This is a genomic window from Mesorhizobium sp. B2-1-3, assembly GCF_006442495.1.
Classification (GTDB): Bacteria; Pseudomonadota; Alphaproteobacteria; order Rhizobiales; family Rhizobiaceae; genus Mesorhizobium.
Window position 1 is genome coordinate 160,212 of the sequence record NZ_VFWL01000003.1, and the last position, 20,682, is coordinate 180,893.

21 protein-coding genes are annotated in these 20,682 nt (G+C 63.3%); 4 read left to right on the top strand and 17 right to left on the bottom strand.

The window, feature by feature from the left end:
* Positions 1-2: 2 nt before the first annotated feature.
* From FJ973_RS07870 to trbB, 10 genes are read right to left on the bottom strand one after another with little or no spacing between them, the layout of a single operon-like run.
* Complete coding sequence (locus FJ973_RS07870; RefSeq protein WP_140522960.1) at positions 3-1,160, bottom strand: TrbI/VirB10 family protein; 1,158 nt, start codon at positions 1,158-1,160, stop codon at positions 3-5.
* Positions 1,157-2,212 carry a P-type conjugative transfer protein TrbG gene (gene trbG, locus FJ973_RS07875; RefSeq protein WP_140522962.1) on the bottom strand — a complete coding sequence of 352 codons (1,056 nt, stop codon included), beginning with the start codon at positions 2,210-2,212 and terminating at the stop codon, positions 1,157-1,159. The genes FJ973_RS07870 and trbG overlap by 4 nt, the downstream gene beginning before the upstream one ends.
* On the bottom strand, positions 2,209-2,898 hold the full coding sequence (gene trbF / locus FJ973_RS07880) for a conjugal transfer protein TrbF (RefSeq protein WP_140522964.1): 690 nt from the start codon (positions 2,896-2,898) through the stop codon (positions 2,209-2,211). Before trbF ends, trbG begins: the two co-directional genes overlap by 4 nt.
* A gap of 3 nt (positions 2,899-2,901) precedes the next feature.
* Complete coding sequence (gene trbL, locus FJ973_RS07885) at positions 2,902-4,251, bottom strand: P-type conjugative transfer protein TrbL (protein WP_140522966.1); 1,350 nt, start codon at positions 4,249-4,251, stop codon at positions 2,902-2,904.
* A 2-nt stretch (positions 4,252-4,253) separates the two neighbouring features.
* On the bottom strand, positions 4,254-4,571 hold the full coding sequence (trbK-alt, locus tag FJ973_RS07890) for a putative entry exclusion protein TrbK-alt (protein WP_140522968.1): 318 nt from the start codon (positions 4,569-4,571) through the stop codon (positions 4,254-4,256).
* An 11-nt stretch (positions 4,572-4,582) separates the two neighbouring features.
* Positions 4,583-5,335, bottom strand: a complete 753-nt coding sequence (trbJ, locus tag FJ973_RS07895; RefSeq protein WP_140522970.1) for a P-type conjugative transfer protein TrbJ — start codon at positions 5,333-5,335, stop codon at positions 4,583-4,585.
* Positions 5,332-7,782 (bottom strand): conjugal transfer protein TrbE, encoded by a 2,451-nt coding sequence (trbE, locus tag FJ973_RS07900; RefSeq protein WP_140555417.1) that lies wholly within the window; start codon positions 7,780-7,782, stop codon positions 5,332-5,334. Before trbE ends, trbJ begins: the two co-directional genes overlap by 4 nt.
* 10 nt (positions 7,783-7,792) lie before the next feature.
* Complete coding sequence (locus FJ973_RS07905) at positions 7,793-8,074, bottom strand: VirB3 family type IV secretion system protein (RefSeq protein WP_140522972.1); 282 nt, start codon at positions 8,072-8,074, stop codon at positions 7,793-7,795.
* Positions 8,074-8,406: a TrbC/VirB2 family protein gene (locus FJ973_RS07910; protein ID WP_140522974.1), complete on the bottom strand. Its 333-nt coding sequence runs from the start codon at positions 8,404-8,406 to the stop codon at positions 8,074-8,076. Before FJ973_RS07910 ends, FJ973_RS07905 begins: the two co-directional genes overlap by 1 nt.
* A complete protein-coding gene (gene trbB / locus FJ973_RS07915) occupies positions 8,403-9,386 on the bottom strand; it encodes a P-type conjugative transfer ATPase TrbB (protein ID WP_140522976.1) in 984 nt (327 codons plus the stop codon). The genes FJ973_RS07910 and trbB overlap by 4 nt, the downstream gene beginning before the upstream one ends.
* A 431-nt stretch (positions 9,387-9,817) precedes the next feature.
* On the opposite strand from trbB, the gene FJ973_RS07920 reads away from it, so the two are divergent.
* The 3 genes from FJ973_RS07920 to FJ973_RS07930 are packed head-to-tail and all read left to right on the top strand — an operon-like array spanning position 9,818 to position 11,897.
* On the top strand, positions 9,818-10,447 hold the full coding sequence (locus FJ973_RS07920) for an amino acid ABC transporter permease (RefSeq protein ID WP_210239488.1): 630 nt from the start codon (positions 9,818-9,820) through the stop codon (positions 10,445-10,447).
* A 14-nt stretch (positions 10,448-10,461) separates the two neighbouring features.
* Positions 10,462-11,121 carry an ABC transporter permease subunit gene (locus FJ973_RS07925; RefSeq protein WP_140522978.1) on the top strand — a complete coding sequence of 220 codons (660 nt, stop codon included), beginning with the start codon at positions 10,462-10,464 and terminating at the stop codon, positions 11,119-11,121.
* Positions 11,121-11,897 (top strand): amino acid ABC transporter ATP-binding protein, encoded by a 777-nt coding sequence (locus tag FJ973_RS07930; RefSeq protein WP_140522980.1) that lies wholly within the window; start codon positions 11,121-11,123, stop codon positions 11,895-11,897. The genes FJ973_RS07925 and FJ973_RS07930 overlap by 1 nt, the downstream gene beginning before the upstream one ends.
* A 64-nt stretch (positions 11,898-11,961) precedes the next feature.
* Here the strand turns inward: FJ973_RS07930 and FJ973_RS07935 are convergent, their stop codons facing one another.
* The 4 genes from FJ973_RS07935 to FJ973_RS07950 all read right to left on the bottom strand — a co-directional run bounded on the left by FJ973_RS07935 (position 11,962) and on the right by FJ973_RS07950 (position 14,624).
* Entirely contained in the window at positions 11,962-12,708 is a 747-nt protein-coding gene (locus tag FJ973_RS07935) for a response regulator transcription factor (RefSeq protein WP_226880663.1), read from the bottom strand.
* Positions 12,709-12,779: 71 nt separating this feature from the next.
* The gene (locus tag FJ973_RS07940; RefSeq protein ID WP_140522982.1) at positions 12,780-13,394 is read right to left on the bottom strand and encodes an acyl-homoserine-lactone synthase; all 615 of its coding nucleotides are present in this window, start codon (positions 13,392-13,394) and stop codon (positions 12,780-12,782) included.
* A 66-nt stretch (positions 13,395-13,460) separates the two neighbouring features.
* Positions 13,461-14,189: a LuxR family transcriptional regulator gene (locus FJ973_RS07945; RefSeq protein WP_140522984.1), complete on the bottom strand. Its 729-nt coding sequence runs from the start codon at positions 14,187-14,189 to the stop codon at positions 13,461-13,463.
* 168 nt (positions 14,190-14,357) lie between these two features.
* Complete coding sequence (locus FJ973_RS07950) at positions 14,358-14,624, bottom strand: helix-turn-helix transcriptional regulator (protein ID WP_140555418.1); 267 nt, start codon at positions 14,622-14,624, stop codon at positions 14,358-14,360.
* 201 nt (positions 14,625-14,825) lie between these two features.
* Here FJ973_RS07950 and FJ973_RS07955 point away from each other — a divergent pair, with 201 nt between their 5' ends.
* Positions 14,826-16,088, top strand: a complete 1,263-nt coding sequence (locus FJ973_RS07955; RefSeq protein ID WP_140523428.1) for a threonine synthase — start codon at positions 14,826-14,828, stop codon at positions 16,086-16,088.
* On the opposite strand, the gene FJ973_RS07960 is transcribed toward FJ973_RS07955, so the two are convergent.
* The 3 genes from FJ973_RS07960 to FJ973_RS07970 all read right to left on the bottom strand — a co-directional run bounded on the left by FJ973_RS07960 (position 16,083) and on the right by FJ973_RS07970 (position 20,599).
* Complete coding sequence (locus tag FJ973_RS07960) at positions 16,083-17,156, bottom strand: PLP-dependent cysteine synthase family protein (protein WP_140522988.1); 1,074 nt, start codon at positions 17,154-17,156, stop codon at positions 16,083-16,085. The genes FJ973_RS07955 and FJ973_RS07960 overlap by 6 nt on opposite strands.
* Entirely contained in the window at positions 17,150-18,094 is a 945-nt protein-coding gene (locus FJ973_RS07965; RefSeq protein ID WP_140523430.1) for a kinase, read from the bottom strand. The genes FJ973_RS07960 and FJ973_RS07965 overlap by 7 nt, the downstream gene beginning before the upstream one ends.
* 123 nt (positions 18,095-18,217) lie before the next feature.
* Entirely contained in the window at positions 18,218-20,599 is a 2,382-nt protein-coding gene (locus tag FJ973_RS07970; protein WP_140522990.1) for a transketolase, read from the bottom strand.
* Positions 20,600-20,682 lie beyond the last annotated feature (83 nt).

Below are 20,682 nucleotides of genomic sequence, written 5' to 3' on the forward strand. Positions count from 1 at the left end.
TTTCAGCCTCCGTAGGGTTCGAGCACGAGATCGCGCGTAACGACGACACGCACATTGACGCCAGGCCGTATCGTCAGTGTGGGTGCGATGTTGAGTTGGCGCTGGACGATCTGCTGGCCCATCTGGCTGAGGCTGTCGGAGGCGCCGCTGCGCAAGGCGCGCACGATGTCACCTTCCTGGCCGGACGAGCCGGCCTCCGCGCCAACGCTGAGAATGGTGGTGAGTGCGGCCGCCTTGAACAGCTCGGCCCAATGGTAGTCGACGCCGTCCTCAAGGCCGGCATAGCCTTGGGCGTCAGTGCCAGGCTGGCGTTCAAGAACAATGGAGCGTCCGTTGGGAAAGACCAGCCTGTTCCAGACAAGCAGCACGCGCCGCTGGCCGAAGCCGACGCCATTGTCGTACTGGCCAATGACACGCGTGCCTTGCGGGATCAGCAGCGAGCGACCCGTCGGACTGTCATAGACATTTTCGATCACCTGGGCGGTGATCTGACCGGGCAGATCGGAACGGATACCGGTGATGAGGGCCGCCGGGATGACGGCCCCTGCTTGGAGCACATAGGGCGACGCCGGCGGCGTGACGCGATCCGGCGCCACGGTGCGCCGATCAGCGGCCGCATTCAGAAAGCCGAGCTGGCGGTCTTGCGTGGTCGACTGGCCGATCTGACCGGCAAGGTCGGGGCCGCCAAGGTTCGGCGGGGAAGTTCCTGCGGGCGGGGTTTCGGCCAATGCCGCGATTGACTGCCCCGTCTGGAAGAAAACACGCGACGTTCGGGCCGCCTCCTCTTCGGCCCGCCGGCGCTGTTCGGCTTCATCAACCATCGGCGTTGCGATCGTAGGCGGCACGACGGGCTGTCCCTTGTTCTGGGCATCAAGCATCGGCCGGCCAAGATCGCCAGGCAGCGGCGGTCCAAGAACAGGGCCAGTATAGTCGCGCGGCAGGCTGGCCAGTCCCTCGGCGGGCTGCCTGTTGGACGTCGAGTAGAGCTCGTCGCCATGCCTGCCGGTTTCACTCGTCCGAAGCGCGTAGATCAGCGCGCCGCCGACGCCAAGCGATGCACATAAGCCGATGCCGGCAAGCACCTTGCGCGACAAGCGCGTGACGCGCGGCGGATCGGCGCGAAGCTGCATGGGGGCAGCCGGGATTTCGTTCTCGCTCATGATTGTTCCCCTCCCCTTTGACGAAATGCGTTCTTTGCACTCGGCGCCGCATTGGTGCCTGACATCCACAGACCTCTCCTCGTGGCATCGGTGCGGACGATCCTGACGGTCTGTTGCCGCTTGCCACTGCCAAGCCGCAATTCCGCGGCGCCAAAGAGACGGTCGACGATCAGGGTGTTCTGGTAGACGCGGCTGTTGGCAATCTCGGCCTCGCCGTCCGGGCCTATGACGAAGATGGGCGGCATCTCGCCTTGCACGATCCCGCGTGGAAACTCGACGTAGGCCCGCCTGCCGTCGTCATAGACGCTGACGGGCCGCCACGGGGCCGCGTCGCCGGTGAAACCATAACGATAATTGCGTGCGGTGATGGCGGGAATCACCGGTGTCGCGGGGATCGCGCGCGCTTGTCCGGCCGGCGCCGCGGGATAGGCCCATGACACGGCGGGCATGTAAGGCTCCTCGCCCGATTGCAGCTCGATCATGTAGCTGCGCCGGTCGGTGGTGATGACGAGATTGGTGTTGATGTCCGGACGCGAAGGCTTGACCAGCACATGGACGCGCCTGGAGACGCCCGCTCCGCTTTCGGTGTCACCGATGATCCAGCGCGCGGTATCGCCCGCCGCGATCGGACCTTCGCCGGTCAGGCTTTCGCCGGGCTCAAGCGCGATGTCCGTTATCTGTCCTGGAGCGGCATAGACCTGATAAAGGGCTCCTTCACTCCAAGGATAAATCTGAATGGCGTTGTAATAACCCTCACGACGCGGCTGGACCCGCGCCGCCGCGTTCGCGTTCTCGACGCGCGCCACCGGCGTGCTGCCGGCCGCGCCGCCGCGGGCCGGGACCCACCCTGGTGGAACGTGCAGCGGTTTGGGTCTCTCATCGAGTGCGGCCACCGGAGCGGCAGGCAAAGGCGGCACGGAGGCGTCATAGGAGATCTGAGGTGGTTTCTGCGGTGTGGCGCAACCGGCAAGTAGCCAGCCCGACAACAACACCGCGGCAAACGCCGACTTTCTCAAAGCTGGAGTGGCGATGATACCGAATGGCTGGTTCATTGGCTCATCTCCCGCGACCAGTTTATGGCGTTGACGTATATGCCAAGCGGATTGGCCCGCAGCCGGTCAGCGTCGCGTGGCGCCTGGATCACGGTTGTCAGAATGGCTGTCCATCGCTCGCTGGTGGAGAGCTGGCCATCCTCGTAATGACGTTCGGCCCAGGCGACGCGAAAGGAGTCCGCCGAGGCACGAATGACGGACGAGACATCGACGGAGACCTGCTGCTTGCCCACCCTGGAGAAGGGGTCGTTGACACGGGCATAGTCGTTGAGTGCCGCGGCGCCCCCGTCGGTGGTCCATTCGTAGGCGCGCATCCAGTTCTGGCGCACGACGATCGGATCGGCCGGGATGGAGCGGACCTGCTCGATGAAACGGGCGAGATGCCACGCAATTTGCGGGTCGGTTGGCCTATAGTCCGAGGTGGCGGGCGCGAGTGCCTGCGCCTGTCCGAGCGTGTCAACCTGCACCACCCAAGGGATCACCGTCCCTCGCAGTGATTGCGAAACGAGCGTGGCGGCCAGGCCGGCCGACAGGATCAATGACCCGAAGGCCATTAAGCGCCAGCTTCTGGCCTGCACGCGAGCAGAGCCGATGCGGTCGTCCCAGACTTGCGCGGCCTTCTGGTATGAAGTCTCGGGCTGGGGCGCCTTGCCGTAGTGGGTGGCGGGCCGTCGAAAGATGTTCATGGGTCATTTGCCTTCGGAGAGAGAAACGGAACTACCGCTGCCATGGCCGTCGCCAGCGCGAACTGCGTGGGCAGCGGTTTGGACGCCGTGCGACAGGCGCTGGGACCGCTGCATGCGCTTGGCCCAGTCGGGTGTATTTTGTGCCACTTCGCCCGCGCCGGCCGCGCGGGAGACGGGAGGGTCGCTTGCGCGTTCGGCATTGCCCCTAACCGTCCCCGCTGTCGCGGTCTCACCGCGTTCCGCGTTGGCGGACCGTGGGCTAGCCGAGGAGGCCGATTGCACGGATTCACCGGCACGCGCGGCGGCGCGCCTGAGCGGCGAGCCATTTTGCGAAACACCGCCGCTGCCAACGCCGCCGCCCAGGGCGGAGGCGGCAGCTGCGGTGTCACCCTGGCCCGACGCGCCTGCAATCGAGCCGCCACGCACAATGGAGCTGCCTGCGGAGAAAGCCGCCGAGCCGCCGCGGGCTGCGAGGCTTGCGGTGCCGCCCGTGGCAAGCACCATGCCGCCTGCGGCCAGGCCTGTACCGACGGCGGCACCCGCACCGAGTTGCGGTCCGCCAGAGACGATGCCGTTGGCGATGCCCGGGCCGAAGATGCCGAGACCGAGAAGCGACAATGCAGCCAGCACGATTGCCATAGCTTGATCGATGGTGGGGTTTTCGCCGCCGAACCCTTGAGTGAACTCGCCGAACAGGGTCGAGCCAATGCCGATGACGACGGCCAGCACCAGCACCTTGATGCCCGATGAGATGACGTTGCCAAGGACGCGCTCGGCCATGAAGGCTGTCTTGCCGAAGAGGCCAAAGGGGATCAGCACAAAACCGGCCAGCGTCGCCAGCTTGAATTCGATCAGCGTTACGAAGAGCTGTACCGCCAAGATGAAGAAGGCAAGCAGGACCAGTGACCAGGCGAATAGAAGGCAGACGATCTGGATGAAGTTTTCAAAGAAGGAGACGTAGCCCATCAAACCTGAGATCGCCTCGAGCAATGGCCGTCCCGCATCGAGACCGGTTTGCGCCACCTTGCCGGGGTGCAGCAGGTCCTGAGCCGAGAAACCGGTTCCACTCGCCTTCAGGCCAAGACCGGAAAAACTCTCGAATACGATCTGGGCGAGACCGTTCCAGTTGGATATCAGATAGGCAAAGACACCGACGAAGAGCGTCTTCTTGACAAGCCGCGCAAGAATGTCGTCATCAGCGCCCCAGCTCCAGAAGAGCGCGGCGAGCGTCACGTCGATGACGATCAGCGTGGTGGCGACGAAGGCGACCTCGCCGCCGAGCAGGCCGAAACCGCTGTCGATGTAGCGGGTGAAAGTCGCCAGGAATTGGTCGATGACGCCAGTATTGCCCATATCTATCGGGCCTCGTGCAGGGCTGCATCTGGCGCGTCGGGCTCGCCTATCGAAGGCCCCGATGGCTGTTTCAGGCCGAGGAAGCGATCGCGCTGTTCGGCCCATAGCCGCGCGCATCCATCGTCACGCAGGGCAGCCTCGCCGAGGACCTGGCAACGGCGCAGACCCTCGCGAAGCGGGTTCGGCATCAAGCCTGCGCTTGTGTGCGCGCCCTCGCCCGCCAGCTTATTCTGTTTCCGGCTCATACCGAGCGCGGCCGCCGAGAGGGCGGCCGCGACAAAGATCACAGCCACCGCGCGAGCGAGGGTTTTGCCGTCCATGGCCATCGACCTCAGCGGTTAAACATCTGGACCGAGCCGACCTCGTAGCCCGAGCCGGGAGTGAGGAAGCGCCGGCGCTGCTCCCGCCCCTGATCGACCGCGGCGGCACGTTCGGCCTCGGTCAGCGCCTGGGCGCGACCGTTGGCGGCGACAACAGCGGTCAGGTCCGCGAGCTGCTGGCCCTGAAGCGCAAGAAGCTGATTGCCAGCTTGCGTCGCCTGCAGCGCTCCGGTCGCCGATTGGCTGGCGCCGACCAGCGCCGACATTTGCGCGCGGCCGGTCTCGATGTTTCCAACGACGCCCGCCTGGATGCGCATGGCGTCCTGAAGGCCGCCCACCGTGTTTTGCCAGCGCGAGCGCGCGTCCGTGACGAGCTCCTGGTCGGATGCAGAAAGCGAGACGCTGCCGTATTGCTGCTGAAAGGCCTTGTCGACCTGCTGGACGTCGAAGGCGATGTTTTGTGCTTGCCCGAGAAGCTGTTGCGTGCGTTGCACCGACTGTTGCAGTTGCTGGAGCGAGGACAAAGGCAGGCTCGCCAGGTTGCGCGCCTGGTTGATCAGCATCTGGGCCTGATTCTGAAGGGAGGTGATCTGGTTTGTGATCTGCTGCAGCGAACGCGCGGCCGTCAGAACATTCTGGGAATAGTTCGATGGATCAAACACGATGAAGGCATACGCTGGCGCAGTCGGCGAGATGGCGACCGGCGCGGCGAGTATCGCCGCGACCATGAGAAGGGCGTGTGGGCGCCTTTGACGAACAGTCATGGCTGGGAATCCTTTTCAGGTTCGGAAAGGGTTAGGTTGGGAATGAGGTCGGCGGCCCAGCCCACGTCACGGGCACGCAGCCAGGCCGCCAGGAAGCCGTTGCGGCCATGCTCGGCGATGATGCTGCCAATCAGGGCCTGATCGCTCTTCGAGGACGCGGCGCAAAGCGCCAGCCCGACCTCGGACAGGCCGAGCTCGAAGAGACGGTTGCCGCGGCGGGACTGGCAGTAGTAGTCGCGCTTGGGTGTGGCTCGTGCCAGGATTTCGATCTGGCGGTCGTTCAGGCCGAAGCGCCGATAGATGGCGGCAATCTGCGGCTCAACCGCGCGCTCATTGGGCAACAGCAGCCGGGTTGGACAGCTTTCGATGATCGCGGGCGCAATAGTCGAATTGTCGATATCGGCAAGCGACTGGGTGGCGAAGACGACGCTGGCGTTTTTCTTGCGCAGCGTCTTCAGCCACTCGCGCAACTGCCCGGCAAACCCCCCGTCATCGAGGGCGAGCCAGCCTTCGTCGATGATGAGCAACGTCGGACGCCCGTCGAGCCGGTCCCCGATGCGATGGAACAGGTAGGAGAGGACGGCCGGCGCGGCTTGCGTGCCCACCAGTCCTTCGATCTCGAAGGCCTGCACGGATGCCTGTCCGAGGTGTTCGGCCTCGGCGTCGAGCAATCGGCCGTGAGCGCCTCCGACACAGTATGGGCGCAATGCCTGTTTCAGGTCATTGGCTTGCAAGAGCACACTGAGCCCGGTGATGGTGCGCTCCTCGACGGGAGCCGAGGCAAGCGACGTTAGCGCCGCCCAGATATGCTCCTTTGCGTCCGGGGTGATCTGGATGCCTTCGCGCATCAGGATCGCGACGATCCAGTCAGCCGTCCAGGCACGCTCGTATGTGTCATGAACCCGGGCGAGCGGCTGCAGCGAAACGGAGGCGTCCACGCCTTCGGTGAGGTGCCCTCCGAGATCGTGCCAGTCGCCCCCCATGGCGAGCGCCGCGGCGCGGATAGACCCGCCGAAATCGAAGGCGAAGATCTGAGCGTTGCGGTAGCGGCAGAACTGCAGCGCCATCAGCGCGAGCAGCACCGACTTGCCGGCTCCAGTGGGGCCGACGACCAGCGTATGACCTACATCGCCGACATGAAGGACCAACCGGAACGGGGTCGAGCCTTCGGTCTTGCCGTAAAGCAAGGGAGGACTGACCAGATGCTCGTCCCGTTCCGGCCCCGCCCACACGGCAGAGAGGGGCATCATGTGGGCGAGATTGAGCGTTGAGATGGGAGGCTGACGGACATTGGCGTAGGCGTGCCCGGGCAAGGAACCAAGCCAGGCGTCGATGGCGTTGACGGTCTCGGCAATCGCCGTGAAGTCGCGGCCCTGGATGACCTTCTCGACAAGCCGTAATTTCTCGTCGGCCACGCGCGGGTCACAATCCCATATCGCGACGGTCGCGGTGACATAGGCCATGCCCGCCATGTCGGCGCCGAGCTCCTGCAATGCGGTGTCGGCGTCGGCCGCCTTGTTGGCGGCGTCGGTGTCGAGGAGGGCCGACGCTTCGTTGGTCATCACCTCCTTGAGGATCGAGGCGATGCTCTTGCGCTTCGCAAACCATTGCCGCCGTATCCTGGTCAACAGTCGGACAGCGTCGACCTTGTCGAGCAGGATCGCACGGGTCGACCAGCGGTAAGGGAAGGCCAGCCGATTGAGGTCATCAAGCAGGCCGGGTGTCGTTGCGGTCGGGAAGCCGGCGATCGAGAGCACGCGAAGATGCTTATCGCCAAGTCGTGGCTCGAGCCCGCCGGCGAGCGGTTCATCAGCGAGCAGCGCATCGAGATAGATCGGCGTCTCGGGGACGCGCACCTTATGGCGTTTGGTCGAGATCGTCGAATGCAGATAAGTGAGCGTTTCGCCGTCATCGAGCCAATGGCATTCCGGCATGAACCCGTCGAGCAGGGACAGCACGCGCCCTGTCCGGTCGACAAAGGCGCGCACGATCTCGCCCGGATCCGCGTCCGACTGGTCGCGACCCTCATAAAGCCACCCCTCGGCGCGCGTGGCGTCTTCGGGCGGTGGCAAAAACAGGAATGTGAGAAAGTAGCTCGATACGAAATGAACCCCTTCCTCGTCGAAATCGGCTTTGCGCTCGGCATCGAGCAGGCTGGCGGCCGCATTGGGAAACTGGCTCTCGGGATAGGAGGCGGCTTCGTGCCGCTGTGCTTCGACAAAGACGCTCCAGCCCGAGCCGAGGCGACGAAAGGCATTGTTGATGCGCGACGCCACCGCGACAAGCTCTGCCGCGACGGCGGAGTCGAGATCGGGGCCGCGAAACCTCGCGGTGCGCTGAAAACTGCCGTCCTTGTTGAGCACGACGCCCGGCGCGACGAGTGCTGCCCAAGGCAGATAGTCGGCAAGGCGAGCAGCGGTTCGGCGGTATTCGGCAAGGCTCATCATAGCGGCGCCCTCAAACCGAAAGATGTCCGGGGAGCCGCAGGTGTCGGCGCCCAACCTCGAAAAACAGCGGATCGCGCCTGGCGGCCCATACCGCCGTGAGATGTCCGATTGCCCAGATGAGGAGACCGACCAGCCACAGCCGCAGCCCAAGGCCGACCGCGCCCGCCAGCGTGCCATTGAGGATCGCTATTCCGCGCGGCGCGCCGCCGAGCAGGATCTGCTCCGTCAGCGCCCGGTGGACGGGCACCGTCCACCCCCGCACCGCGTCGAGTTGTTCAAGAGCGGTTGTCATCAGATCAGCGCTCCGCCGCCGAACGAGAAGAACGACAGGAAGAAACTCGACGCCGCAAAGGCGATCGAAAGGCCAAAAACGATCTGGATGAGCCGCCTGAAGCCACCCGAACTGTCGCCGAAGGCCAGCGTCAGGCCGGTGACGATGATGATGATCACGGCGACGATCTTGGAAACCGGTCCCTCGACGGACTGAAGAATCTTTTCGAGCGGCTGTTCCCACGGCATCGAGGAGCCTGACGCATGGGCGACCGGAGCCACCACGAGATTGACGGCAATTGCGACGCAGGCCGCAGCCAGGCCGGCGCGGCAGCGCGAAAGCAGGCGGATCATGAATTTTCTCCTGTGTTGATGGGGGCAGCTTCAGCAATGCGGTAATCGCCGTCGGCGCCGAGACCCTCGACTCTGACCAGTTCGACAAGCCGCCGCGCGTTGCCGCGTCCGGCGAGCACAGCGACAAGCCCGATCGTGTCGGCGATCAGCGCACGCGGCACGGTGACAACGGCTTCCTGGATAAGCTGCTCAAGACGGCGCAGCGCGCCTATACCGGAGCCCGCATGAAGGGTGCCTATCCCGCCAGGGTGCCCTGTGCCCCATGCCTTCAACAGATCCAGAGCTTCGGCGCCGCGCACCTCGCCGATGGGGATGCGGTCGGGCCGCAGGCGCAAAGACGAGCGAACCAGGTCGGAAAGCGTGGCGACGCCGTCCTTCGTGCGCATTGCGACAAGGTTGGGCGCGGCGCATTGGAGTTCACGGGTGTCCTCGATCAGGACGACCCGGTCCGTCCCTTTCGCCACTTCGGCAAGCAGCGCGTTGGTGAGCGTCGTCTTGCCAGTCGACGTGCCGCCGGCGACGAGGATGTTGGCGCGCACGGCAACCGCGGCACGCAATATCGCGGCCTGGGCGGCCGACATTGTGCCCGCCGCGACATAGTCATCGAGCGTGAACACGGCGACGGCGGGCTTGCGGATTGCGAAGGCCGGCGCGGCCACCACGGGCGGCAACAGGCCCTCGAAACGCTCGCCGGTCTGCGGCAACTCGGCCGAGACGCGTGGAGAACGGGAATGGACCTCGACGCCGACATGATGGGCGACCAGACGCACAATGCGCTCGCCGGCGGCGGGCGCCAGCATGTTCCCTGTATCGGCCAGACCGTCCGAAAGCCGATCCACCCAGATGCGGCCATCCGGGTTGAGCATGACCTCGACGATCGCGGGATCGTCGAGAAACCGGGCGATGGCGGGTCCAAGCGCGGTGCGCAGCATGCGCGAACTGCGCGCGCGTCCTTCGGTATCGTTGTGCGAGATGGCCATACTGTCCCCGTTCTGGCCGGGAACACGTCGAACAACGCCCGGTCGGGGACGATCAAAAGAGCCTTGGAGCAGCCCGGTTCAACCGGTTTCAGCCGTCGTCGTAGCGTAGCGTAAAATTACCGGCCAACGGCGGCGCCGACGGTCATCGCGCTTTAAGCCCGACGTCTTTCCGCCTTCGCCGCAGCTCAAATATGAACTTTTGCAGTAAGATGTCCATGTTTATTGACAGAAGACTCCCGCCGGGCTTATGACAAAGCCACCGATGGCCTCTCCGGAAAGGCGATCGTTCTTTCCACCGCACGGAGAATTGCCATGAGGTCCGGTCAGAAGGACGCGATTTCTGAGCGGAAAGCCGCCGACCTGAGGCACGCTGAAACCATACTGACATCATCGGCACCCCTTTCAGCAAAGATAGGTGGCACCTCGTGAACATGTTCGAGATCTGGCTAGGCATTCTGCAGGGGCTGGGCATCACCCTGAAGGTCACGGCCTATGGCCTGGTCTTTGCGATCCCCTTCGCGCTCGTCTTCGGCGTCGCGCAGTTTCTGACCACCGGCATGACCCGCTTCCTGGTCACCGCCATGATTGAATTCTGGCGCAGTTCCGCGGTGGTCGTCCTGCTCTTCGTCTTTTACTATGTGCTGCCGGTGATGGGGGTCACCCTATCGGCGCTGACCGTCAGTGCACTGGTGCTCGGTCTCAACACGGGCGGCTACGCCAGCCAGGCGGTGCGCGCCGGACTGCAATCTCTTCCCGCCGGCCAACGCGAGGCGGGCATGGCGCTCGGCCTCTCGCGCCCGGCGATCCTGTTTCTGATCGAGCTGCCGCAGGCCTTGGTCGCCATGAGCCCCACCTTCGTCAACAATCTTATCCAGCTCGTCAAGGCGACGTCCCTCGTTTCGCTGGTCACGCTGACGGACATGACCTTCCGGGCCAAGGAGATCGCGCAGACCGAATACGATCCGGTGGCGATCTACTCAGCGCTGCTGCTGGCCTTCTTCGTCGTGTGTTATCCGATCGCACTCGCCGGCCGCTGGCTCGAGGCGCGGGTCAAATCCTGAAAGAGGAACGCCTGGTGGGATTTAACTTTGACTTCGCGCTCTCGACCATTCCGACCATTCTCGGGGCAATCGGAGCGACTCTGCTGGCAACGGTGTTGAGTTGTCTCGGCGCTTCAGCGCTTGGTTTCAGTTTCGAGATGATCCGCCGCGGCGGCGGCGCGCCCGGCCTCGCCGTCCGCTTTCTGATTGACTTCATCCGCTCGACGCCGGTTCTGGCCTGGCTCTATTTCCTGTATTTCGTCATGCCTTTCTACGGCATCCGGCTTGGGGCCATGACGGTCGGCATACTGGGGCTGAGCCTGTATTACAGCGGCTATCTGGCGGAGGTGTTCAAGGCGGGCATCGACGCGATCCCGAAGGGCCAACAGGAAGCAGCCAGAGCCTTGTCGCTCAGCCGCCGCGACACGGTCGTTTTCATTGTCGCGCCGCAAATGTTGCGCAACGTCGCCGCACCGTTGGGCAACTATCTCGTTTCGATCCTCAAGGCCACGCCCTATCTCGCGATCCTGGCGGTACCCGAAATGCTCGGCCGCGCCTTCGATATCGCGTCTGAAACCTATCGATACGCGGAGCCGCTCACCGTCGCCGGCATTCTGTTTCTCGCCTTGGCGCTGATCGTTGCTTATGGCGTAAAGCGTGTCGAGCAGCGCCTGCTTGCATCCGGACGTCGCTGATGCTCGCTCAAGTCTCGCTCCCAGTCTCCTCCGTTCAAACCACCGCGCATCTCCGGGTCGATGGCCTCAATAAATGGTTCGGTGCCCTGCACGTCTTGAAGGATATTGATCTGACGATCCGCGCGGGCACACGCATCGTCGTTTGCGGGCCTTCCGGCTCGGGCAAATCGACGCTGATCCGCTGCTGCAACGGTCTTGAGCCTTTTCAAAAGGGAACGATCCAGCTCGACGGGATAGCACTGGGAAGAAATGCCCGGGACACGGCGACGGCGCGCCGGCTGACAGGCATGGTGTTCCAGAGTTTCAACCTCTTTCCGCATCTCACCGTGCTTGCCAACTGCACGCTGGCGCTGCGACGGGTTCTCCTGAAAACCGGCCGGGAGGCCGAAGAGATCGCCATGCAGCATCTGACGGCGGTGCGCATTCCCGAAAAGGCGCAAGCCTACCCGGCCCAGCTCTCGGGTGGTCAACAACAAAGGGTGGCGATCGCGCGTGCGCTCTGCCTCAATCCCCGAATCATGCTGTTCGACGAACCCACCTCCGCGCTCGACCCGGAAATGATCAAGGAAGCCCTCGACGTCATGATCGCGCTCGCGAAAACCGGCATGACCATGGTCTGCGTGACGCATGAGATGGGTTTCGCACGCGAAGTCGCCGATGAGATTGTTTTCATGGACGACGGCCGCATTATCGAGCGTGCCTCTTCCAAAGAGTTTTTCTCAGCGGCCGCTCACCCACGCGCGCGGCTGTTCCTGGACACCATCTTGAGCCATTGAGATGAGACGCGTGTCGACCGGCGTGCCGGCACCGCCCGCGCAGGAACGCTGCACGCCCGTCAGATCACCAGTCCGGCGCGAACGCGTAACCTGCCGAGCGAACGGTCCGGATCACATCGCTTCCCACCGACGCCCGAAGCCTTTTGCGCAACCTGGCTATATGGACGTCGACGCCCCGCACGTCGGTTGCGGCGGCATGTTCAGGCCATGCCGTCGCGACCAGCTCCTCGCGACTCAAGACCTTGCCAGGTTGCCCCAAAAGGCTGCGCAAAAGCTTGAACTCGATCGGTGGCATGACGATCTCCTTTTGCTTGAAGAATGTCCGGTGGGTCTGTCGCTCGAGCCGAAAATCGCCCTGCACCAACTCACCCGAGTCCGTTTCGCGTGAAAGCTTCGCTATGCCCGCCTTGCCGTGCAGCCATGTCAGCAGCTGTTCGGGGGCGAACGGCCGGGAAAATATTTCGTCGACGCCAGCCTTGATCAAGTCCAGATGCAGCCTGCCGGAGCGCGGGGCAACCAGGCTCGCGACCGGCGTCGCTTTGGTTGCGGCGGTCGACTTCAACCAGCTGCACTGCTTGACGATTGCACGGTCGCCCGGATGGCAGTCCACGATTATGGCAAGCGGGGCTGTCGCCGCGATGGCACGTGCGATTTCCCGGTCTCCCGTGATCAGCTGTGTTTCGAAGCCGGCTACCGAAAGTATGTGGCCGAAGACCAGGAAGAAATCCGGGTCCTTCGAGGCGATCAGGACCAGCGGCTTCATGAGTCCATCAACCGGGTTCGACACATCATAGGGCTGACTACCGCGCAAATGGGCGCGATGACAATACACCCCTGACGATCGAGCCCTCGCGCGCTTCCCGCAGGTGCCTGGTTACGAGCCTAGATGTTGTCGGCAAGTATGACGCCGCTGATGCCGTAAGCGCGGCGCGTCTGTTCAACAGCTTCGGGCGTGACCTCGATCAGCAACGCGATGATATCGCCGTCGGGATGTTCGAGAACGTCACCGAGCTCGGTCAGCGTCCACCCAAGCGCGCGCAGCCGTTTTGGCCAGAATGTCTCGCACACCACACTGATCTGTCGAATCCCCAGACGTTGAGCGATCTCGAGCAGACCGCAGAGAACCAAGCCGGCGATCGGCGACGGGGTGCCGTGCGTACGAAGCGATGGAACGACGAAGAAACGCGTCCACTCGAAAATTTCAGCCGCTCGCGGAGGCCTGTCGCCGGCGAGAACCGGGAACACTTCGCTCATGAGATGCGGCTCCAGCGTCGGGACGAGACGGGAGCCGCCTAGGATCTTGCCGTTGGTATCAAGCGCCAGAACATAAAGCGTATGCTCGTTATCGAAGGCGTCGATCTCGATGTTGATGGGCCGTGCGACGGCGCGCCATCGCCTCTGCTTGACGTAAATCTCGTAGCGTATCCGAAAGTAGCGCTCCAGAACTTTCCTGTAGTGCTTCCTGTTATCCCAAGTGACCAGATGTATACGAACCATGACGCCTCCAGGCGGAGGGTCGTAGGAAAACGGACTTGCCGTACGTATGACGGTATTCAGGTATTGCTAAATCTGGATTTCCTGCCGTCGCAGCGCCTTGACGATGGCATGCGCGACATTGATCGCATCGAGCTTTGCTCGAATGTTGCGCTGATGGCTTTCAACCGTGTTCCTGGTGACACCAAGGATACAAGCGATGTCATCGGTGGATTTGCCTTGCGCGCTCCACTCCAGGAGTTCGCGCTCGCGCGCCGTCAAGGGCGTGGGCTCTTCGCCATCGCCGGGTGTTCCCAGCCCTGAGAGGCTGCGAAAGGTATGCACGCAAACCGTCTCGATAAGGGGCATGGCGCTCGGCGGCACGTCCATCCGGTCGCTCGCCGCAGTGACCACACTTGGGCCCGCCAGAGGCACGTGAATGGGTACACAGATACCTTCTTTCATCCCGAACTCGGCAGCTTCGTCCATGACCAGCTTCGCGCGTGCACCCAACCTTGCGGCCGGCAGCTCGCGCCACAGGAAGGGCTCCGGCGAGTGCCGGCACTGCGCAACACACGGATCGTGCAAAAAGTGATCCTCGGAGACGTAGCGCCGATACCAATCGATAGGCCAGCCATCGCCCAGGATTTCACGCTGCCAGTCCGTATCGTGCGGCACGGGCAGTCCGGTGATCAGAAAATTGCGCAATCCGTAACGCCCCATGGCTGAGCGGAACTCTTGAAGGATTGCATCAGCCGACCGCGCAGTATCGATCTTGGTGATCGCCGCAAAAAGGTCGACAACAGTTTCGTTCTCCATTGGAAGACCTCAACCAAAGTCAGGCCCTACCCCGCAGAACAACCTATGGCTGTCTAGACACCATCTTCAATGGGACACGCATCGAATGTATACTAAAGGAGTCAATCACGTGTCACAAAGACGAGATAAGTGAAAATCAGGTCAGCACTGAATTGCGGAAGTCCGGCTTCATTCATTCGACTTTGAGGCGGCCGGCTTCGTCACCCGAACAGCGTGCTTACTTGCCGGGTTTGCTGAAACCAACTCTTGTGGCTCGACATTCAACGCCTTGGCCAGAATTTCGACTGTATCAAGCGTAGCGTTGCGCCGCCCGGCTTCGACGCTGCTGATATAGGCGCGCGTGCGGCCCGAAACGAAAGACAACTGCTCCTGAGAGAGTTTTCGCTCTCTGCGAAGCCGCTGCACGTTTAGGCCGAAAACGCCGCGAAGTTTCATCCAACAACGGATGCTACGACGCGCACTGTGGTGCGACACACTATAGTGCACATTCCGCATTGACAGCCGTGCTGCGGGCTGTTGAAACAACAAGCGAATTCCTCGTTTCCTGAATAAGGAATAGCCATGGCGAGCCGGCCATTTCGCGACCTCGCACACAACATGTCCGCGCATCTCTCGGGCGAGCAAAAGCCGCCTGGTATGGACGCAGGTCGTGTCCTGGAGTTCGTCTGCATCCGATGCGGCGCTTCCTCGCCTGCGCACGTCACCATCGACTCCAGGGGATGCGCCCACTGCCAAGACACCGCGCCGGCAAATCTTCGTCCGGTCTATGCGGTCCCGCACCTCCATCCCTTTGACGGCGTCACCAGTTCGCGCTCGCTGTGGCGTTTTGCGCATATGCTGCCTTGCACAGAAGCCGACGCGGTGAGCCTTGGCGAGGGTCTGACACCTTTGCTTGCCGCACCGCGCATCGGCGCGTTTCTGGGCGTGCCGGACCTTGCAATCAAGGACGAAGGCCGAAACCCGACCTGGTCGCACAAGGACCGCTTCTCGACCATCGCGGTCAGTGTGGCGCGCGCACGTGGCGCGAAAATCGTCGCGACCGCCTCATCGGGAAACGCCGGCGCTTCGCTGGCGGCCTACGCCGCTCGAGCTGGTCTCAAATGCGTCGTCACCACTTTCGCGGGGTCGGCCGGCGCGATGCTGGCGCAGATCCGAAAGTATGACGCGACGGTCTTGCCCCTGGTCAACAAAATGGACCGATGGTCGCTGCTTGAACAGGCGGCTGCCCGTTACGACTGGTTCATCGCATCGCCCTATCACGGTCCGGTCGTCGGCAGCCATCCACTCGGCATCGAGGGCTACAAGACGATCGCCTATGAGATCGTCGAGCAATCGAATGGCACGGCGCCAGACTGGTGCGTCCTGCCGGTCTGCTATGGTGATGCGTTGTCCGGCGTGTGGGCTGGCTTTTGCGAGCTGTTCGCGGCAGGGTCGATCACGCGCTTGCCTCGTCTCGTCGCAGCAGAGGTGCATGGGTCGCTGGCGCACGCTCTGGCCAGCGGCGCCGATGCGTTGAGTGAACGCAAGATGCTCTTCGACAGCCTAGCCGTATCGATTGGCACGCCACGCAGCACCTTTCAGGCCTTGAAGGCTCTGCGCGAATCCGGCGGGCATGCCGTCCCCGTCAGCAATCACGGCCTGATCGCGATGCAGGAACGCCTTGCGCGGGAGGAAGGAATCTTTGCCGAACTGGCCTCGGTCACGCCGCTGATAGCGATATCGACGTTGAAGGACCAAGGTGTCATCGCAGCCACAGACCGTGTCGTGGCCGTCGTGACAGCCAGCGGCCTCAAGGACCTCGATCGCTCCGTTGGATCGAACGAACACGACCAGATCTTCCAGACGACGCACGACGCCTGGCGCTGGCTCGACAAAAACGGGCTGGATCTCGTTTCATAGATTTTCCGCCGCACCAACAACCGGTGGCACTTCGCCTGCCGCCTGCGTTTTCAGCACATCGCCGAGGCAGCGACGCAGCCAAAGAAAGCGCGTCCATTGCGTCTCTTCGGCCGGTGCGATGGTCGTCAGCGTCCTCGGCTCCGACAGTTCCTTGCAGGGCCAGCCAGGCAGCGCCGCAAGCCACTCATCATTGTAGACGGTCTCGGCATGGCGATGGCCTTCGTCAGGCATGATCACCGCCACCTGCGCGTCAGGAAGCGTCGTTGCAACCCATTGCGCCACCAAGGCGGCGGCGCCGCTGGTCGGCCCCATGAAAATGCCATGCTCGCGCAGCAAGCGGTGCGCGCTCCTATACGCCGGGTAGGCGCCAACCCAATGGATCTCGTCGACAAGCTCATGCCTGACATTTTTCGGCAGAACGCTGTTGCCCAAGCCCCGCAGCATGCGCTTGCCGACAGGGTGCCCGAACAGAATGCTGCGATGGGTATCGACGGCAAACACCATCAGGTGGGGAAAGACAGTTCGCAAAAAGGAGGCGGTGCCGCATAGCGAGCCTCCCGTGCCGACGCAGCCGACCAGGCAGTCAATCCTGCCCATGGCCCGGACAAAGAGTTCGGCCAGCCGCGCATAGGCAAGCCAATTGCCCGGACTGTCGTATTGGCGGGTCCAGAAGCCATCCGGCTCCTTCGCCAGGATTTCCTTGAGGCGCTCCAGCCGGCCCGGCTGGTTGCCATCGCCGCGCGGATCGTCAAGGGCGATAACCGTCGCGCCGATGCGCTCCAGACGGGCTTTGTATTTGGCATCGATCAGCGTTGAAGCGGTGACGAGCGTAAGGCGATAGTCACGCGCCGCCGCCAGCAGCGCCACCGCCATTCCAAATGTGCCGGACGTCGTCTCGACGATATGGGAGCCGGCCTTCAGTTCGCCATTCGACGCTGCCCGATCCAGAATGTAGCGGGCCGGCATCAGCTTCATCAGCGGGAACGCAGCGGCCACGAGATTGGGCGCCAGCAGAGCAAGGCGCGGGGTCTCAAGGTCCCTGAAATAGTCCACGTCGAAGGTCACCATGTCCAGCTCTCCGCGTTGACCAAGTGAACTTCGACATCCTTGAAGCCGGCACGTCTTATCTGTTGCGCGACGAGGGCCGCCCGTCGCTTCAGATTCGATGTGAAAAGATCGAAAATCAGGCCAAACAGCGAACCGCTATGGGCGACTTGCACCCCGCACGCCCCGGCTCGCCTGGCGATGTCGGCGATCTCGCCGAAGCCCTGTTTCGGCAAGTGCCGTTGACTGATCACCGCACTGGCCGAGGCGGCACGTCCGAGAAGATAGGGATCCTGAAGGCGAACCGCCCGCGCCACCAGCGCCCTAAGCACGCCGAATTCCTGGATCTCGGTACTGTCGTAGCGTGCAGGCGGCAGCTGCAATGTGTCGACCGGAACCCCGCCATTTGCCTTGAACCCGACCAGGAGCAGCGGCGGCAGGGAGCCCCCGAAATTCTCGATCACCATGCCTTCCCGTTGCGCGAAGAGCACTGCGTGCTCATCGAACGCGATCGCGTCGCTGGCGCGCTCGGCAGCCACGGCCAGACGCCCGATGCTCGACGCCCGCAGCTGGATGTTGACGGCTGCGGCGACAGCGCGAATGGAAGCGACAACGTCAGCCGTCGATGAGCCGTAGCCGTGCCCCACAGGGATTGAGCTTTGAAGTGTCAGCTCGCCGCCGCCAGTGACGTTCAGAAAATCGAGCGTGAGGCGCGCGGCTGCCGCCGCCTTGACCTTATGATCGGGGTGGACAACGACCGCATCGCCGTCGCTCCTGGCGAAGCTTGCCTCGGATCTCAAGCCAGCAATCGGCAGCGTCACGAGCCCGCGATGAAGGCGCCCGCCATCATCCTTGAAGACGCCCTGGATGAGCTCGCCGTGATGCGCCATTGCCGTCGCTGTTCTCACCGGCGACCGCAGCGCTTCACGGCTCATGACATCGCCGGCCTCGGCCATTTTCATCTCCCCCATGCTTTTCTCGCCATGCGGGAAGATGGCGCCGACGATCGGCCGCGGCTCTCAAGGAATTCCGGTATTGACGGCCTCCTACCGTACCAGCAGGCGCGAGGCGATGCTGGCGGATCGTCAGGCGGCCGAGCCAAGGTGCCGCAGCGGCCGGCCGGCCGAAACCGATTGCACTGCTGCCATGATACCTTGCGCATCGATCCCGTAATGCCGGTAGAGATCCGCGATCGTACCGGTCTGGCCGAAATGCTCGACGCCGAGCGCGCGCGTGCGGTGGCCATGGACCGATCCCAGCCAGGCGAGCGTCGCGGGGTGCCCGTCCAGCACCGTCACGATGGCGCACGAGGCCGGGAGGCCAGCCAGCAGGCGCTCGACATGGCTGGTGGCGCGCGGATGGCCAAACTGGCGCGCCCGCGCCGCCGCAGACCAGCCGGCGTTCAGCCGATCGGCCGAGGTCACGGCCAGAAGCCCGACATCGCGCCGATCTCCGGCCATCAGCCCCAACGCCTGCACCGCCTCCGGCGCGACAGCTCCCGAATAGGCGATCACCACAGCGGCATTGGGCCCGGGCTTGCGCAACCAGTAGGCGCCGTCGACGATGGCGCGCGCCAGCGGATCCTCCATCTGGCGAGACGGTTGTTCGACCGATCGCGTTGAGAGCCTGAGGTAGACCGAACCTCCAGTACGATCGCGCAGCCAGGTTTGGTCGTCGGGCTCGGCCTCGCCGGAGCGCTGCATGTAGTCGAACGCCCAACGCAGGATGACTGCCAGCTCGTCAACATAGGCCGGCTCGAATGCGGCCAGGCCGTCCTGCGCCATGCCGATCAGCGGCGTGGCGATCGACTGATGCGCTCCGCCCTCTGGCGCCAGCGTCACGCCGGAGGGCGTTGCCGCCAGAATGAAGCGCGCGTCCTGATAGCAGGCATAGTTCAGCGCATCGAGGCCACGCTCGATGAAAGGGTCGTAGAGCGTGCCGACCGGAAGCAGCCGCTCGCCGTGAAGCGAGTGCGACAAACCCAGCGCCGACAGCATCGTGAAGAGGTTCATCTCCGAGATGCCCAGTTCGAAATGCTGTCCCGACGGCGAAAACGTCCAATTGAAGGTGGAGGGTATGCGTTCTTCACGGAAGAGGTCCGCCTGGTCGCCGCGCGCGAACAGGCCTCGCCTGTTCACCCAGGCGCCGAGATTGGTCGAGACCGTGACGTCCGGAGACGTGGTGACCACACGCTTTGCAAAATCGCTGTCTGACTTGGCGATCTCATGCATCAGAAGGCCGAAGCCCTGCTGTGTCGACATGGAGACCTGCGCGCGCCAGGGTATCTGTGCCGGCACGGATACGGCCGAGGCTTTATGGCGACGGGTAGCTGCCTGCGCGAAAGGCGACGACGCCAGATAGGACCGGATCGCGGCCTCATCGTATGCAAGGCCCTCGAACATGTCCCATTCACGCCCCTGGCGGACACCCATGGCTTGTCGCAGCGCCTCGACTTGCGCCGGTGTCATCAATCCGGCGTGATTGTCTTTGTGGCCTGCCAGCGGCAGGCCGAAGCCCTTGATCGTATAGGCGATGAAACAGGACGGACGATCATGCCCTCGCGCCTGCTCGAAGGCATCGACGATGCTCGCCAGATCGTGGCCGCCGAGATTTGCCATCAATGCGGCGAGGTCTTCGTCGCTGCGCTTCTCGACCAGCCGGGTCACCGATCCCTGGTCACCGAGGTCGTCCAGAAGGCGCCGGCGCCATGCAGCGCCGCCCTGGAAGGTCAGCGCCGAATAGAGCTGGTTGGGGCATGCATCGATCCATGACCGCAGCTTTTCGCCGCCCTCTTCCTCAAAGGCCGCCTTTTGCAAGGTGCCATGTTTCAGGATCACCACATCCCAGCCGAAGTTGCGAAAGATGGACTCGAAGCGCTGCCACAGGCCTTCGCGCACCACCGCATCCAGGCTCTGCCTGTTGTAGTCGACGACCCACCAGGTGTTGCGCAGGCCGTGCTTCCAGCCTTCGAGGAGGGCCTCGAAGATATTGCCCTCATCCATTTCGGCGTCGCCGAGAAGGGCGACCATCCGACCTTCAGGCTGGTCCGCGTTCCAGCCCTTTGCCCTGACATAATCCTGGACCAGGGAGGAGAACAGGGTCTGTGCCACGCCCAGTCCAACCGACCCGGTCGAGAAATCGACGTCGTCGATATCCTTGGTTCGAGACGGGTATGACTGCGCGCCGCGATAGCCGCGAAAATTCTGCAGCTGCTCGAGCGTCTGCTTGCCGTACAGATACTGGATGGCGTGAAAAACCGGGCTGGCATGCGGCTTGACGGCGATACGGTCTTCAGGCCTGAGGATCTGGAAATAGAGCGCCGTCAGCAAGGTCGAGGCGGACGCCGAGGACGCCTGATGTCCGCCAATCTTGAGGCCGTCCTGCGAGCCGCGAACATGATTGGCATGATGGATCATCCAGACCGCCAGCCACAGAACCTTGCGTTCGAGTTCGGAGAGGATCGTCATCGTCGGCTCCTGTCAGTCGGGTCTCAACGATAGCTGCCTCTGCCTCTCAAAAGTGACTATTCTTACGCAAGCCGACCGATGAT